We start from the raw sequence: 14,806 nt of genomic DNA on the forward strand, positions 1-14,806 counted from the left end.
GTATGCAGGATCAACCCGGCGCCGAGGTTGTGGGTGTAAAAAGAGGGGGAGTTCGTATCAGCCCGTGCGGGAGAGGGCGGCTTCGCAATTCAAAAGAAAATGCACGATCGACCGAGCACAGCCGTTCAGGTCGGTGACGCTGAGGCTTTCGCCGGGTTCGTGCATGCGGCATTCCTGATCGTAGGGCGCGATGACAAGGGGTGGAATGTCGTCCAGCGCCTTCATCAATTTGGCAACAAAGGGGATGGACCCGCCGCAGCCGAACAGGCAGGGTTTCATTCCATAGCCGACTTCCAGCGACTTCAGCATCAGGGTGAATGCCGGGTGTTCGATTCCCGTGCTCCAGGGAGACCCGCCTTTGTCATCCTCGAATTCCAGTTGCACCCCTGCCGGTGCGTTGGCCTTGAGGTGTGCCTTTACGTTTTCCGCCGTCTCGGTTTCGTTGTTGCCCGGCGCAAGACGGATTTCCACCATGGCTTTCGCCGTGTTGTCTGCAAACCGGCGGGTGGTGCCGTCGTTTTCGGCGTGCAGGGATTCGGAGGTGATCCGTTCAATGGGGCCTTCCGGTGCCATGTAGAGGTGCACAGGTCCGGCGGTGAGGCGGCCATTGCCGTCGATCAATCCGTCGATCATGCGCGCCAGTTGAATCTCCGCTACCGGGAATGGACCGCCGGAGACACCGGAATGCGGATCCTTGAGAGCAGCCTGCACAATGAGGTTCAGCGGCAGGGTTCCGGAGGCCGGGGCCTCGGCTTCTTCCACCGTGATTTTCAGGTTGAACGGGTTGAGCCGTTCCAACACCTCGGCAACCGCCGACCGGAAGGCGTTCGGGTCGAGCTGGCCTTTCAGGTGAAACGTCAGTCGTGCCGCTGCCGTGCCCAGCACCACTCCACCCGCCACGCGGTGCCCCGGCCGCACATTGGCATACGAGGTCCGAAGCTGAGCCTGGATCATGGCCGCATGGTTTTCTTCCACGGTCAGCTTCACCTGGGGCAGGAGTCCGGCCATGCGGCGCTGGGTTTCGACGGTTAAAGGCACCGCCTCGTACCCTTTGCGTTCGTCGGGGGTGACCGGGATGTCGCGCCGGGCGATGGCGTTGACGGCCAGTGAGTGGTCCTCGTGCACGAGCGTTGCCAGGGTTTTATAAAGGGCCGTCTGGGCGTCGAGGCCGCTTTCATTTGCGGTCTGTGCGGTGACGTGCGTCTGGGAGATGCCACGCAGCGAAGTGGTCAGGCCCGGCACCCCCGTCGCCGGATTGGTGACGTCGGTGATGATCACGCAGTCTGCGTCAGCAAAAAAAGTCCCGGTTCTGCAAAATCTGCTCGATCAGTGAGTAGGACCCCGACTCTTCTTCCGTCTCGAAGATAATTTTTAAATTGCAGGGGAGTTTAGCCAGCGTGTCTTTCGATGGGTTACGGGGATCGAATCCGATGGATTGCAGGGTGGCGTCCACCGCCATGCCGATGCCGATGACGCCGCTCAGGTCGTCGGCCGCGCCGCGCCCGAAGGCACGGGTGCGGTCTTCGTTCCAGCGCAACTCCGTTGGCGACACACCGTCCCATTTCAGGAAGCGACCGTCGTCCATGTACGGTTGTTTGTCCAGGTGTGCGTACATGAGCACCGTGGGTTTTCCATCACTGGCAGTGAGCGACGCCATGATGATGGGCGTGGCACGCTGGGGACCTTTGGGCGGGGTGTTGATGTGCACGTAATCGAAACCGATCCCGTGCAGATAACGTTCCGCAACCTCTAAAATTTCCTGCATGTCCGTCGGTTCGGTGCGATCGCCCTCGAATTCGTTGACGCTGAAACTGCGGCTGTCGATGCGCACCATCTCGCGCATGACGTCCATGTGACGTGAAAACAGTTCGGTGTCCGTGTCGATGCGTCGCCGTGCGTCACGGCTCCATTCCGCAAGATCCATGGGGAATAATTGGGATTCGGGTTTGTGAAGTATTGACAACGTCGATTTCTTTACAAAAACCGACCCATCATATAATATAAAATCCGGTTAGCGGCAAATGGATTTTGCCGTTTTTTCAGGGGGGGTCGCATGTCCCAGCGTGTTCTCAATTTTTTCCGGTTGATCCGTATTTACAGGAACGAGGCAATTGGCCGCTCATTCGCCGGTCACGTCGGCAATTGCTTAATTTTGTTCTGTGCCGGAACGACATTCACCGCAAGCCCCTGTGGGCAGTTCCATTTTACTGGATGGACCTGTTGAAGGGATTGGACATGCTGGTGTGGCGGCTGGAGACGTTCGGTTTCCTCTTCCAGAACGGAGCGACTCCCGAAGAGCGGGTTCGCCTGAACCAAAATCTGAATGCCTCACATCCCTGATTCGCATTGTCTCCTTTTAAATAAACGCTGGAGACCAGGAGTGCCATGATTTCCCAGGCTCGGCCTGTCGACGCCCCGGTTTCCCTGCGGGCCTCACGCGCTCACAAAGCCGGTCTCTGGTTGACCGTTCTCACCGGCGCCGTAATTCCGGTAAGTACGTCCCTGACAGAAATACTCACCACACTGGTTCTGGTGCTGTGGTTCGTTGCGGGTCATTACAAAATGTTTTGGACCCGTATGCGGTCGCACCCGGTGGCGCGCTCCGCGGCGATATTGTACCTGATGCTCATCCTGGGGGTGGTGTACACCTCGGCGGATCTACGTGACTCTTTCGGTATCCTGGGCAAGTACCGGGAACTGATTTTGATCGTGGCGTACCTTTCTTTTCTTGATAATGAAAAAACCCGCCACATGTGCCTTGTGGGTTTCGGCGCGGCGATGGTCCTCACGCTGATTGGATCGTTTTTCCAGTACTACATCGCGTCTCCTTCCACGGATCCCAACCTGCGGGTCGGGTTGCCATTCAAAAACAGCATCACGCACAGCCTGCTGATGGCGGTTTTTGCTTTCGGCCTGATGGTACACGTGTTTTCCCGTCGGGAAAACCGCAACAGAATTATTGCACTTTCCTTTTTATTGGCTGTGGTTGTGTTCAATCTGTTTTTCATGGTGGACGGACGTACCGGGTACGTGTTGTTTTATCTCCTGGGATTTTTGTTCCTGTTTCAGAAATTCAAACTGCGGTATGCGGTGATGGGTGTTGCGGTTTTGGTCGCATTTCATTTTACGCTCAGTTCGGTTTCTCCTTTGTACCAGACTCAATGGGATTTCCTGACGCGCGGCATCACCAAGTACATGGATCGGGGGGACGCGGCTTCTTCCATCGGTATGCGCATCGAGTTTTCAAAAAACAGCTATGAGATCATGATGGAACGCCCCTTGCTGGGTCACGGTACCGGAAGTTTCCGCCAACGGTATGCGGACCACGCCGCAACAAACCAGCTGGAGCGAGTCACCGACAACCCCCACAACGAATACCTCATGCTGGGTGTGCAGACCGGGTGGATGGGAATCGGTTTGTTTTTTTACTTCATATATACTTTGTGGCGATATTCGTTTTCGCTCGATCCGTATCACCGCAGCCTGGCTCAGGGACTGGCGGTGATGGTGACCTTCGGGGCTCTGGCCAATTCACTTTTGATGGACCACACCGAAGGCATGCTGATTGGCTGGCTGGCGGCGGTGCTGTACTCTCCGCTTGGGCTCGCATCAAAAACAGAAAATGCTTAGCGTCATTCTCATCACCAAAAACGAAGCCGTGCGCATCCGCCAGTGCCTGGAGTCGGTGAAGTGGGCCGATGAAATCGTGGTGTTGGATTCGGGAAGCACCGACGGCACGCCGGACATCTGCCGTGAGTACACCAGTGAGGTGCACGATGTGGACTGGCCGGGATTCGGCCTGCAGAAAAACCGCGCGCTGGACATGGCAACTGGGGACTGGGTCCTCTCTGTGGACGCCGACGAGGTGGTGACCGACGCGCTCCGCGATGAAATCGAGCGCACTTTGCGCAAGCCCAAATACAATGGATACAGGATCCCGCGTTCCTCGCATTATGTGGGGCGGTGCATCCGGCATAGCGGATGGACACCCGATTACGTGGTGCGACTGATGAAGAAAGGCTCCGGTGCGTTCACCAATTCTCTGGTGCACGAAAAACTGGAAATTGCTGGCAAGGTGGGAAGGCTCAAAAATCCGCTCATTCATTACAGCTTCGATACCTTCGAGGACGTGCTCGACAAAATGAACCGTTACTCCACCTATAATGCACAGATGCTTTACGAGCAGGACCGCAGCTCCAGCCTGTTGGAAGCCGTTGCGCGCGGCATGTGGGCGTTCTTCCGCACTTATTTTTTGAAGAGGGGATTCCTCGACGGCAGACAGGGATTCCAACTGGCGGTGTCGAATGCCGAAGGCACGTATTACAAGTACGTTAAGCTGATGGAACTCCATCGAAAAAAGAAGAGTGAGAAACCGTGAGGGCGCTCAGCATTATCTTAAGTACGTACAACCGTCCCGATGCGCTGGAGCGGGTGCTGACCAGCCTCGAAGCGCAGACCGAAGGCGACTTTGAGGTCATTGTGGCGGATGACGGATCGACAGAAGACACGCGCGCGATGGTGGAAACGGTTTCACAAAGGAACAGGCTGGTGCTCAAACATGTGTGGCATGAGGATCAGGGATTCCGCGCCGGGGCCATTCGCAACAAGGCGGTGGCGGCGTGTGAGGGCGAACGGCTGGTGTTTCTCGACGGCGATTGCATGGTGTTCCCGGATTTCGTCGAGCACTATATTAAACTGATGGAGCCGGGATTCTTCCTGGCGGGCAACCGCGTTCTTCTTGATGAATCGCTCACCCAGCGCACGCTGGATAAAAAACTGCCTCTGCACAAATGGAGTCTTTTGAAGTGGATTTCGGTACGGCTTCGCGGCGAGATGAACCGGTTGATTCCTTTTTACGCCTGCCGCTTGGCCCATTGCGAAAACTGTCGTCGCGCAAATGGCAGGGAGTCAAAACCTGCAACCTTGGCGTGTGGCGGCAGGATTTTTTCGAAATCAATGGTTTCGACGAGCACTACCAGGGCTGGGGGTATGAGGATTCGGATCTCGTCATCCGCCTGCTCAATAAAGGCATTGTGCGCAAGGAAGGTCGTTTTGCCGTGCCGGTTTTGCACCTGTGGCATCCGCTCGGCAAATCGCGTGAGACGGAGGAAAACTGGAAACGGCTGGAGGCGGTCATGCAATCAAACACCACGCGTATCGACAACGGCCTGAGCAATCACCTTGCATGACGGTAAAAGGCTGCAAACAATGTTCAGTTGGGTGGCCGGGTCCAGATATCGACCACCCTGTTCGTAAAACGGGATGTTTTTTCTGCAAGAAAGGCCGCTCCTCAGAGCGGCCTTTTTGATTGGCCAGTGGATTGTTCAATGACAATCAGCAGTTTTTGTGCGCCCCATCGCAGATGGGGGAGGTCTTGGTGAGACCGCAATCGCAGATGGTCAACCTGCGGGGTCGTTCCAGAGTTACCTCCACCGGACTTTTCCCGGTGTCCTTCCGGTCGTGGGAGCCGTCACAGTACGGTTTATTTTCCGACTCGCCGCAAGTACAATAGTACTTGGTTCCCGGGGTTTCGTTCACATAAAAAGGCTTGTTCTGGTACGCCATGCAAGTCTCCTGTTTTGTTTAATCGGTTTTCATCTGCTTCAAGTTCCGTAAGGGGATCGGCCGGTCGCCTTCCTTTTAGATGGAAACAACGGCGGAAGGGTTTGGAATTTTTTCATGAAAATTCTCGTCACCGGTGCCACCGGGTTTGTCGGTCAACAACTGCTTCCCTTACTGAAAGACGCGGGCCACGAGATTTCCATTTTGACTCGCGATCCGGAAAGCGCGGTGGTGCGTCTGCCGGTTCTCTGCCGCCGTTACAAATGGGACCCCGCCCTGTTGGAGCCGCCGAAGGAAGCACTGGAAGGTGTGGACGCGGTGATTCATCTTGCGGGGGAAAACATCGCCACGCGGTGGACCGATTCGAAAAAAATGGAACTGGAGCGCTCGCGCGTGCTTTCGACGCGCCAACTGGTCAAGGCGATGGAAGAAATGGATTCGCGGCCGGGGATTTTCATTTCCTGCTCGGGCATCGGTTATTACGGCGACCGCAAAAGCCTGGAGCTGGACGAGTCACAGGCGCCCGGTAACAGCGTGCTCGCCGAAGTGTGCAGGAAGTGGGAAACGGAGGCTTTGAAAGCCGAAGCCTTGGGTGTGCGTACGGTGGTTCTGCGTATCGCCACCGTGCTGGGTACGGATGGCGGCGCGATGCGCTTCATGCTCCCAGCCTTCCGCATGTGTGTGGGCGGCCGCGCCGGGAACGGCCGGCAGTGGATGAGCTGGATTCACGTCCGCGACCTGGCACGTCTCATGCTTCACGCGCTCGATACCGAAACACTGCGCGGACCGGTGAACGCGTGCAGTCCGGAACCCGTCACCAACGCCGAGTTCACCCGCACGCTGGCGAAAGCGGTGGGACGTCCCGCCTTCATCCCTGCGCCCGCATTTGCGCTCAAGCTGGTATTGGGCGAGATGTCCGAGGTGCTCCTCGCCTCTCAAAAAGCCGTACCCAAAAAGGCGCAGTCGTGCGGGTTCCAATTCGACTACCCGGATATGGAGTCGGCGCTCACCCAACTGGCCGATGTGCGCACGCACGAAATGCGTATGGAGCAGTGGGTTCCGAAACCGATCGACACCATTTTTAAATTTTACAGCGACGCCAAAAACCTGGAGGTGTTGACGCCGCCCTTTCTGAACTTTTCGGTCACCAATCAATCGACGCGAGATATGGAAGAGGGCACCCGCATCAATTACCGGCTGAAGCTATACGGTATTCCCTTCCGATGGCAGTCGATCATCATGGACTGGTCGCCCAACAACCGCTTTTCCGATATTCAGGTGGTGGGGCCCTACTGGCTGTGGCATCACACCCACGATTTTATCGAACAGGACGGCGGTACATTGATCCGCGACCGTGCCATCTATCGCGTCCCCATGTGGACGCCGGGCGATCTGTTCATCTACCCGATTGTGCGGCGTGACCTGGAAAAAATCTTTTCCTTCCGCTGGAAGAAAACCTGCGACCTGTTCGGGGAATGAACTCACTTTCTGCGGCCCCTGTTGATGCAGAGCGCCGATGTCCCACGTGTGCGACCTGTGGTACACTCCCTTCACTTTAATTCTTGCTAATTCATTTTCCGCATGCGTCCGTTTTTGTTTTTCATTTTATCAACCGCGTTTGCATTTTTAATGCCGGCGGCTTCCATTCATGCGAAACCCGATGCGCGGCAAATCGTAAACCATCCGCTCACCGGGTACGCGTTTTCGTTTCCACGTGACTTTTATTCGCACAACAACTACCAGGTGGAGTGGTGGTATTTCACCGGCAACCTCAAAGATGCCGCCGGGCGCGAGTATGGTTACCAATGCTCGTTCTTCCGCGTTTCGCTGGCTGGCATGAAGGCTCTCCAGCAATATCAGGATACGCCGTCCGAATGGAGCAATGAACATATTTACTTTGCCCACATGACGGTGGTCGATTTGAAGAACGGAAAATTTTATTTTTACGAACGCATCAATCGCTCCGGGTTGGGCCTCGCCGGTGCAGCGGAAGACCGGCTGGAGGTTTGGAACGAAAACTGGAAGCTGACCGGAGAAGGCGATACGCGCAAGCTCACCGCGAAGGAAGAGGAAAACGGATTCGATTTGCAACTGGTTCCGGAAAAAGCTCCCGTCATCCACGGCACCGGTGACGACAAACCGAAATGGGAAATCCCGGAGAAAGCCCCGAATTACTACTCTTTCACACGAATGAAAACCACTGGAAAGGTTTTCATTGACGGGCAGCCGGTGGAAGTGACCGGGACGAGCTGGATGGACCACGTGTTTGCGGAGCGGTTGCTTGCGCCGAAGCAGGCGGGGTGGGACTGGTTTTCGCTCAAGTTGGATAACGGAGCCGAGGTCATGCTGTTCAGAATCCGCATGCAGGACGGAAAATACGATCCGCGTTCCGGGGGCACCCTGGTGAGGGCCGACGGAACGCAGGCGCACCTGCCCTCTGAAAAGCAATCGGTGGGCGTGTTGAAAACTTGGACCAGCCCGAAGTCAGACGTGACTTATCCCGCCGGGTGGAAAATTGATTTGCCCGAACGCAACATTGCATTGAAGGTGACTCCAGATATGGCGGGACAGGAATTGTTTCTGCTCCGGTCCGTCTCCAACTCGTACTGGGAAGGCAGTGTGACGGTGGAAGGGACGTATGAAGGCCGTCCGGTGCGGGGCAAGGGCTACGTGGAGCTGGTGGGTTACGGCGGCAACCTCTCCGCCACGTTCGGTCAATGAGCCTCGTCAGGTCCTTTTCGGAATCAGGATGCTCAGGCAGGTGAGGCCGCCATCGGCCTTTTCGAACTCGCTCACCGGCATGGCGCGCACTTCCAGCCCGCGTTTTTCGACCAGGGCCCGTGTTTCTGGATACCCGCTGGGCATGAGCACCGTACCGTTGATGGTGAGACAGTTGGCGGCATTGGATTCTCCATGTGCAACCTCGATCCATGAGTGATCTTCGAACGGAGCGGGATCGAGCTTTTCCGGGTCGATGAGCAACAGTTCTCCTGTCAAACAACTCACCGCGCTTTTCAGGTGCAGCGCGCCGTTCACGGCGATCGGAACAACCGGGCGCCGGGTGAATTTCGCGATGGCCTCGACAGCGAGGGAATTGGTGCGTGTGGACTGACCGACAAAAATCTTGGAACCCACCTGCAGCACATCCCCCCCATCGACGAATACCGGTGGCTCCAGAATCTCGACCTTGTAATGACGCTCCATCGCGGCTTTAAGTTGAAGCGTTTCCCCGCGACGGCTGGTCGCGCTCATCGATGTCAGCAGGGCCATGTCGTCGAGAATGATGGCGTTGTCCTCAATGAACGTGCTGTCGGGGAATGCATCCAGGGGTTCCAGCACATCCACCTTCACCCCGAGGCTGACCAGCGTTTCCACATAAAAGCGGTGCTGACGGAGGGAGAGAGGAAAATCGATGGGGACCTGCTTTTTGTGGCGTGACAGGGCCTGCAGGAACGTGGCGGCGGGAGGCCGTACCAAGGCGGTCAAGGGTGTGTTCATGGCGGTTGCGTTTTCAGAACCCTGAATGTTCCGCGGGTCAATCCACCGTCGGTGTGTTCATGAGGCGCGACAGGTACAGCATGGTCAGGTTCTTTTTGCATTCGCGGAAATTCTTGAGCATGGCCTTCGAAGGCATGAGGTCGTCATTGGTACGTTCGTTCTGCGCGATATAAACAATCCCGTCCACGAGGGTGAAATCGTGCTTGGTCAACCGCATTTTCTTGCGCAGGTATTCGTTTGGGTAAAGGTAAATTTCGTCCAGTTTGGGCAGAAACGACTCATCCATTTCATACATGATGCCTTCCATCATTCCCAGGTTGCTTGGCGCGGGGACGACATTGGCCATGCCCAGTTTTTCCGCACCCTGGTTGTCGACCGGGATTTTGTTGAAAGCCAGCTTGTGAGCAGAGAGGGTGACACAGAAGGATGCGTTGGCCTCCAGGCCGTGCTCCTTGAAAACCCGCGGGTTCATCAGTTCGTCGTAAGCAAACCAGTTGATGTAGTTTGGCATGGCAGGGTTCCGATTTCGGTTCGCGTTCAAAAAAGCGCCGGCTTGGAATCCAAACCGGCCGGATTGCATCTAAAAAGTCAAAAAGCAAATGGCAGAATACCCCCAATCATACGGGAAAATCGGCCTTGAAAAAAGGTGGTAAATTTATTTAAATAGGAATCCATCACAAAGAGTCAGGGTTGACTCCCATTAACGACTTACCAGCAAATTCCCGATTCGCCGCCACCGATTGTGTTTCGGGGATTCAACTTTGGTAACGAAAAAAGGAGCTTGTTATGGCAGGCGGAAAAGTTGTTACGGTTTCGGATGACGAATTCGACCGTTCCATCCTTCAGTCGGACAAACCGGCTGTGATCGATTTCTGGGCGGAGTGGTGTCAGCCCTGCAAAATGCTGGCGCCCACGGTGGAAGAGCTGGCTGGTGAGTACGACGGGAAGGTTGTGGTTGGTAAACTGAATGTGGATGACAACCCGCAAACAGCGACCAAATACGGCATCCGCGGCATTCCCACGCTGTTGTTCTTCAAGGATGGACAGGTGGTTCAGCAGTTGGTTGGAGTGAAGTCCAAAGCCGAAATTCAAAAAGTGATCGACGAAACCCTGGCCTGAGTTTTTCCCGGCAGGGCCAACGTCGAAGACAGATAGAGCGGGCTCGCCCCTGATTCAGGGACGGGCCCCTTCTGTTTCCAGGACCGGTTGCAGGCCGAGTCGCTCGATCATTTCCATGTCGCGTTTCGGGTCCTGCCCCTTGGTGGTGAGGTAGTCGCCTCCCAGAATGCCATTGGCGCCGGCGGCGAACAGTTTTTCCTGGTGATTGGTGAACACTTCCTCGCGACCGCCGCAGACGAACAGGTCCATCTCCGGCATGACGAGTCTCAGGAGCGCGATGGTGCGGAGCGCGTCGTACTCGTCCAAAACCTCCATACCTTCCATCGCCGTGCCTTCCAGCGGTTTCAGGAAATTGATCGGGAACGACTGCGTTTTGAGCCCCTCAATGTCGAACGCCAGTTCCACGCGCTGGGCGAACGTCTCGCCCATGCCGAAGATGCCGCCGACACAGACCGGCAATCCCACTTCCTGTGCGTTGCGCACGGCGGTGACTTCATCTTCATAGGTGTGCGTGCTCACGATGTTTTCGAAATGACTGCGCGCCGTCTCCAGGTTGTGGTGCACGCGGTCGAGTCCTGCGTCCTTCAACTCCTGCAGGTGTTCCTTGCTCATGAGCCCCAGCGAACAGCAGGTCTCGAGGCGCGTTTCCGCCTTGATGCGTCGAAGCGCTTCCTTGAGGGTGGCCATTTCCTTGGGATCGGTCATCGCCGTGCCGGAGACGACGATGGAAAACTCGTTGGAGCCGAAAGCTTCGGCTTTCTTCGCGTTGGCGACGATCTGGTCGACGTCCATCAGGCCATATTCCGGCGACTCGGTCTCGAATTTCGAGGACTGGGCGCAGAAGCCGCAATCTTCCGGACAGCGGCCTGACTTGGCGTTGACGATGGAGCAAATCTTGACCGCATTGCCTTTGAAATGGTCGCGGATGCGGTTGGTGCCTTCAAACAGGTAATCCAGCTCCTCGCGGGTCAGGCTTTCCAGCTCCAGCGCGTCTTTTCGGGTGATGCCCTTGCCGGACAACACGTTATCTATCAATGTATCGATGAATGCTGTTCTCATGGAACACCGGTTTTATTTGAGTAAAGGGGTTATCTGGAAAAACAACCAAAAATACTAGCACAGCGCCGGGCAAAGGCAAATGGAAAAGGGGGTGGCCTCAATCGCGCACCTGCCGGTAATCGTCCACAAGGTTTTTGAGTTCCGTTACTTGCGTGACCGGCGGCAGGCAGGAGCCGTGCTGGCAAACGTAGGCGGTGGTTTTGCCCTGCAGGGATTCCTTCCCCGCCAGAAGCGGCACCCGCTGGGCGTCGGCGTCGCCGTCCAGCGAGAAAGCGAACACCGCGTTGGGGAAAAACCGCCGGCGCATGAGCGGCCAGAAGGCATCGAGCCCCTTGTCCGAGTTCACCCCGCGCACCGCCACCTGTTTGCAGCCGCCCAGGTACAGGTGCAGGGCCTGCATCATGAACGAGGAGTTGATGCCGTATTCGGTGACTTCGTCGGAAAAGGCGAGGAAGATTTTTTCGGCGCGGCGTTCGTAGTCCACGTTCTGAGTCAGCGCGGCGAGTTTCAGCAACGCCATGGCGGCACTGCTGTTGCCGGAAGGCTCGACGCCGTCGTAGCCCGACACCTGGCGCACGATCAGTTCTTCCGCGTCGCTCGCGGTTTCGTAATACGCGCCCTGGTTGCCGAATTTTTCTTCCACCGTTTTCATCAAGGCCTCGGCCTTGTTGATGTAATCCGGATTGTACGTGGCTTCATACAGGTCACAGCAGGCCAGCGCGATGGAAGTGTAGTCGCACAGGTAGCCGTCGTAACGCGCCTCGCCCTCGCGCCAGCGGCGCAGCAGTTTGCCCTCCGGCGTGCGCAGATTGTTCCAGATGAAGTGGAGCGCCTTCTCGGCCTTTGCGATGCGGTCGGCGTCGTCCAGCACCCGCCCGACCTGCGCCATGGCGCGGATCATGAGTCCGTTCCACGACGTTAAGATCTTGTCGTCGAGGAGCGGCCGGATGCGCTGGCTTCGCACCGCCAGCAGTTTTTCCCGCGCCTCGGCGATTTTGGCCTCAACATGGTCCAGCGGCAGGCCGAGGTCTTTGGCGATCTGCTCCGGCGGGCGTTTGACGTGCAGGATGTTTTTGCCTTCCCAGTTGCCGTTGGGCAGGACATTGTAATAGGGGATGGCGATGCTCGCGGTCTCGCGGCCCAGCACCTTTTCGATTTCCTCCTGCGTCCACACGTAGAACTTGCCTTCGACGCCTTCGCTGTCCGCATCCTCCGCGCTGTAAAACGCTCCTTCCGCGGAGGTCATGTCGCGGTCGATATACTGCAACACGTCGTTGGCGTAGTCGGCGAACTCGCGCTTGCCGGTCACCTGGTAGGTTTCGATGAGCGCGGTGACGAACAGCCCGTTGTCATACAGCATCTTTTCGAAATGCGGCACCAGCCACTGGTGATCGGTGCTGTAGCGGGCGAGGCCGCCGCCGATCTGGTCGTAGATGCCGCCTTGCTTCATGGCGCGCAGGGTGTTTTCCACCATCTCCAGGCTCAGCGCGTCGCCGGTGCGGTGGTGGTGACGCAACAGCAGCGACAGGCCCATCGAGGGCGGAAACTTGTTCTGTTGCTGGAACAGGAAGCCGTGATGGAGCCGGTCGTAGGACTGCGTGTAGAACTCGCGGGTTTTGTTCTCGCCGTGAAAGCCCAAGTCGTCCACCGTGCCTTCGGTGTTCTGCTCCTGTTTGGAAACGTCCTTAAGATAATTGATGAGGGCGGTGCTCTGCTTCTCGACCTTCTCCGGTTCCTCTCGCCAGGTCTTGTCGAGAAAGGTCAGGACTTCCAGAAACGAGGGCAGGCCGTAGCGCCCGACGGACGGATAGTACGTGCCGCCGTAAAACGGGACGCCGTCCGGCGTGACGAACACGTTCAGCGGCCAGCCACCCTGCTGACCGAAGGCCTGCACGGATTTCATGTAAATGCTGTCCACATCCGGGCGCTCTTCACGGTCCACTTTGATCGGCACGAAATGCGCGTTCAGGTATTCCGCGATTTCCGGGTCCTCGAAAGATTCCCGTTCCATCACGTGGCACCAGTGGCAGGTGGCGTAGCCGATGCTGACCAGAAGAGGCTTGTTGGCTTTCTTCGCCAGCTCGAACGCCTCCGGTCCCCATGGGTGCCAGTCCACCGGGTTGTGTGCGTGCTGCAGGAGGTACGGGCTTTTTTCGTGAATCAGTTTGTTGGTGTATTTGTGTTCAGTCATAAAAATTCTGGAAGCGTTCGAAAAAATCGGGAAACGATTTGTCCACGCATTTCGGGTTCTTGATCCGGATGCCGGGGATGCGGAGTCCGGCGACGGCGAAGCTCATCGCCATCCGGTGGTCGTTGTAGGTTTCAATGGCCGCCGGTTTCAACTCTCCGGGTTCGATGGAGAGAAAATCGTCGCCGGCCTCGACCTGTGCGCCCAGCTGCGTCAGTTCCGTCTCCAACGCCTGGATGCGGTCGGTTTCCTTGATGCGCAGGTTGGCGATGCCGGTGACGGTGGTTTTGCCTTCGGCGAACAGCGCCACCACCGCCAGGGTCTGCACCACGTCGGGCATGTTATTCATATTGATGGTGATTCCGCGAAGAGGTTTCCCCGTGACAGTGATTTTTTCATCGCCGATCTCCACTTCACACCCCATCCGTTCCAGCACGCGGGGGAACTGGATGTCGCCCTGCACGCTCTTGGGATTGAGGTGGGTGACGGTCACCGCACCCCCCGTAACCGCCGCCGCGGCAAAGAAATAGGACGCGCTGGAGGCGTCGCCCTCCACCCGGTAGGTCTGTGCCTGGTAGTGCTGACCCGCCGCAATGTGGAAGCGTCGATACGACTCATTGCGCACATTCACGCCGAAGGTCTTCATGATGTCGAGGGTGATGTCCACGTACGGCTTGGAGGTCAGCTCGCCTTCAATCTCGATCAGGGTGTCGTTCTGGAAATAGGGGGCGCAGATGAGGATCGACGTCAGGTACTGACTGCTCTTGTCTCCGGGTAGGGACAACGTGCCGCCACGCGGTGACCCTCCTTCAATGAGAAGCGGCGGGCACTGGTTGTTGCGCACGGATTCGGCGCGAATTCCCATTTGCCTTAAAGCTTGAAGAAGATCTTCAATGGGACGTTCCTGCATGCGTTCGTCCCCGGTGAGGCGTGTTTGCCCCGGTGCGAGCGTGGAGAAGGTCGTCAAAAAACGCATGGTGGTGCCCGCATTTCCGACAAAAATTTCATCTTTCGGCGTACGCAAGGCACCGCTTGTGCCGTTCACCGTCACGGCCTCTTTTTCCTCGTGGCAGGTGACGCCGAACTGCTCCAGAGCGCGCCTCATGTAACGCGTGTCGTCGCTGAACAAGGGACGCTCCAGGCGCACCGTACCCTCTGCCAGCGCGGCCAGCAGAAAAGCCCTGTTGGTGTAGCTTTTCGACGAGGGAGCCTCTACGGTTCCGCGGGCCGCTTTGATCGGTTTGATTTCAATCAATTATTTTCTCCAGAGTTTTTACGGGCAGGCCCGAGCAATGCGGCCAACTATATCACAAAGGCCGGCTGTCTCCCATGTTCCGACACGGGGGAGGCCGTCTTGTATCGAAAATGGGGTTTTGCTAT

The 14,806-nt window shown here is 56.9% G+C and carries 15 protein-coding genes and 1 pseudogene; 8 read left to right on the forward strand and 8 right to left on the reverse strand.

Annotated features, from left to right (window positions below; all coding sequences use genetic code 11):
- Positions 1-57: 57 nt before the first annotated feature.
- Positions 58-1,278 carry a hypothetical protein gene (locus TX82_RS06190; protein WP_005008215.1) on the reverse strand — a complete coding sequence of 407 codons (1,221 nt, stop codon included), beginning with the start codon at positions 1,276-1,278 and terminating at the stop codon, positions 58-60.
- A 10-nt stretch (positions 1,279-1,288) separates the two neighbouring features.
- Positions 1,289-1,924, reverse strand: a complete 636-nt coding sequence (locus TX82_RS16660; RefSeq protein ID WP_005008218.1) for a M20/M25/M40 family metallo-hydrolase — start codon at positions 1,922-1,924, stop codon at positions 1,289-1,291.
- A 218-nt stretch (positions 1,925-2,142) separates the two neighbouring features.
- Between TX82_RS16660 and TX82_RS06195 the strand changes: the two genes are divergently transcribed.
- The 5 genes and pseudogenes from TX82_RS06195 (at position 2,143) to TX82_RS16505 (ending at position 5,189) form a co-directional block, all read left to right on the forward strand.
- Entirely contained in the window at positions 2,143-2,340 is a 198-nt protein-coding gene (locus TX82_RS06195) for a hypothetical protein (RefSeq protein WP_187291922.1), read from the forward strand.
- A gap of 45 nt (positions 2,341-2,385) precedes the next feature.
- A complete protein-coding gene (locus tag TX82_RS06200) occupies positions 2,386-3,630 on the forward strand; it encodes an O-antigen ligase family protein (RefSeq protein ID WP_005008221.1) in 1,245 nt (414 codons plus the stop codon).
- Entirely contained in the window at positions 3,623-4,378 is a 756-nt protein-coding gene (locus TX82_RS06205) for a glycosyltransferase family 2 protein (protein WP_042250681.1), read from the forward strand. Before TX82_RS06200 ends, TX82_RS06205 begins: the two co-directional genes overlap by 8 nt.
- A 53-nt stretch (positions 4,379-4,431) precedes the next feature.
- A pseudogene (locus tag TX82_RS17160) lies at positions 4,432-4,719 on the forward strand (glycosyltransferase); the annotation flags it as partial.
- Positions 4,720-4,805: 86 nt separating this feature from the next.
- Positions 4,806-5,189: a galactosyltransferase-related protein gene (locus TX82_RS16505; protein ID WP_222822975.1), complete on the forward strand. Its 384-nt coding sequence runs from the start codon at positions 4,806-4,808 to the stop codon at positions 5,187-5,189.
- A 145-nt stretch (positions 5,190-5,334) separates the two neighbouring features.
- Here TX82_RS16505 and TX82_RS06215 read toward each other — a convergent pair whose 3' ends face one another.
- Complete coding sequence (locus tag TX82_RS06215) at positions 5,335-5,565, reverse strand: CDGSH iron-sulfur domain-containing protein (protein ID WP_005008225.1); 231 nt, start codon at positions 5,563-5,565, stop codon at positions 5,335-5,337.
- A gap of 114 nt (positions 5,566-5,679) precedes the next feature.
- Here TX82_RS06215 and TX82_RS06220 point away from each other — a divergent pair, with 114 nt between their 5' ends.
- Both TX82_RS06220 and TX82_RS06225 read left to right on the forward strand, forming a co-directional pair.
- Positions 5,680-7,041: a TIGR01777 family oxidoreductase gene (locus TX82_RS06220; protein ID WP_005008227.1), complete on the forward strand. Its 1,362-nt coding sequence runs from the start codon at positions 5,680-5,682 to the stop codon at positions 7,039-7,041.
- A 150-nt stretch (positions 7,042-7,191) separates the two neighbouring features.
- Positions 7,192-8,283, forward strand: coding sequence for a lipocalin-like domain-containing protein (locus TX82_RS06225; RefSeq protein ID WP_005008229.1), 1,092 nt, complete (start codon positions 7,192-7,194; stop codon positions 8,281-8,283).
- A gap of 6 nt (positions 8,284-8,289) precedes the next feature.
- On the opposite strand, the gene TX82_RS06230 is transcribed toward TX82_RS06225, so the two are convergent.
- Positions 8,290-9,060 carry a dimethylarginine dimethylaminohydrolase family protein gene (locus TX82_RS06230; RefSeq protein ID WP_005008230.1) on the reverse strand — a complete coding sequence of 257 codons (771 nt, stop codon included), beginning with the start codon at positions 9,058-9,060 and terminating at the stop codon, positions 8,290-8,292.
- Positions 9,061-9,097: 37 nt separating this feature from the next.
- The gene (locus tag TX82_RS06235) at positions 9,098-9,571 is read right to left on the reverse strand and encodes a gamma-glutamylcyclotransferase family protein (protein WP_005008232.1); all 474 of its coding nucleotides are present in this window, start codon (positions 9,569-9,571) and stop codon (positions 9,098-9,100) included.
- Between the two features lie 275 nt (positions 9,572-9,846).
- Between TX82_RS06235 and trxA the strand changes: the two genes are divergently transcribed.
- Entirely contained in the window at positions 9,847-10,179 is a 333-nt protein-coding gene (gene trxA / locus TX82_RS06240; protein WP_005008235.1) for a thioredoxin, read from the forward strand.
- Positions 10,180-10,233: 54 nt separating this feature from the next.
- Here trxA and bioB read toward each other — a convergent pair whose 3' ends face one another.
- The 3 genes from bioB to aroA all read right to left on the reverse strand — a co-directional run bounded on the left by bioB (position 10,234) and on the right by aroA (position 14,681).
- A complete protein-coding gene (gene bioB / locus TX82_RS06245; protein ID WP_005008238.1) occupies positions 10,234-11,238 on the reverse strand; it encodes a biotin synthase BioB in 1,005 nt (334 codons plus the stop codon).
- 97 nt (positions 11,239-11,335) lie between these two features.
- The gene (locus TX82_RS06250; RefSeq protein ID WP_005008240.1) at positions 11,336-13,429 is read right to left on the reverse strand and encodes a thioredoxin domain-containing protein; all 2,094 of its coding nucleotides are present in this window, start codon (positions 13,427-13,429) and stop codon (positions 11,336-11,338) included.
- The gene (aroA, locus tag TX82_RS06255) at positions 13,422-14,681 is read right to left on the reverse strand and encodes a 3-phosphoshikimate 1-carboxyvinyltransferase (RefSeq protein WP_005008243.1); all 1,260 of its coding nucleotides are present in this window, start codon (positions 14,679-14,681) and stop codon (positions 13,422-13,424) included. Before aroA ends, TX82_RS06250 begins: the two co-directional genes overlap by 8 nt.
- Positions 14,682-14,806: the final 125 nt, after the last annotated feature.

The sequence above is a fragment of the Nitrospina gracilis 3/211 genome (genome assembly GCF_000341545.2).
GTDB lineage: Bacteria > Nitrospinota > Nitrospinia > Nitrospinales > Nitrospinaceae > Nitrospina > Nitrospina gracilis.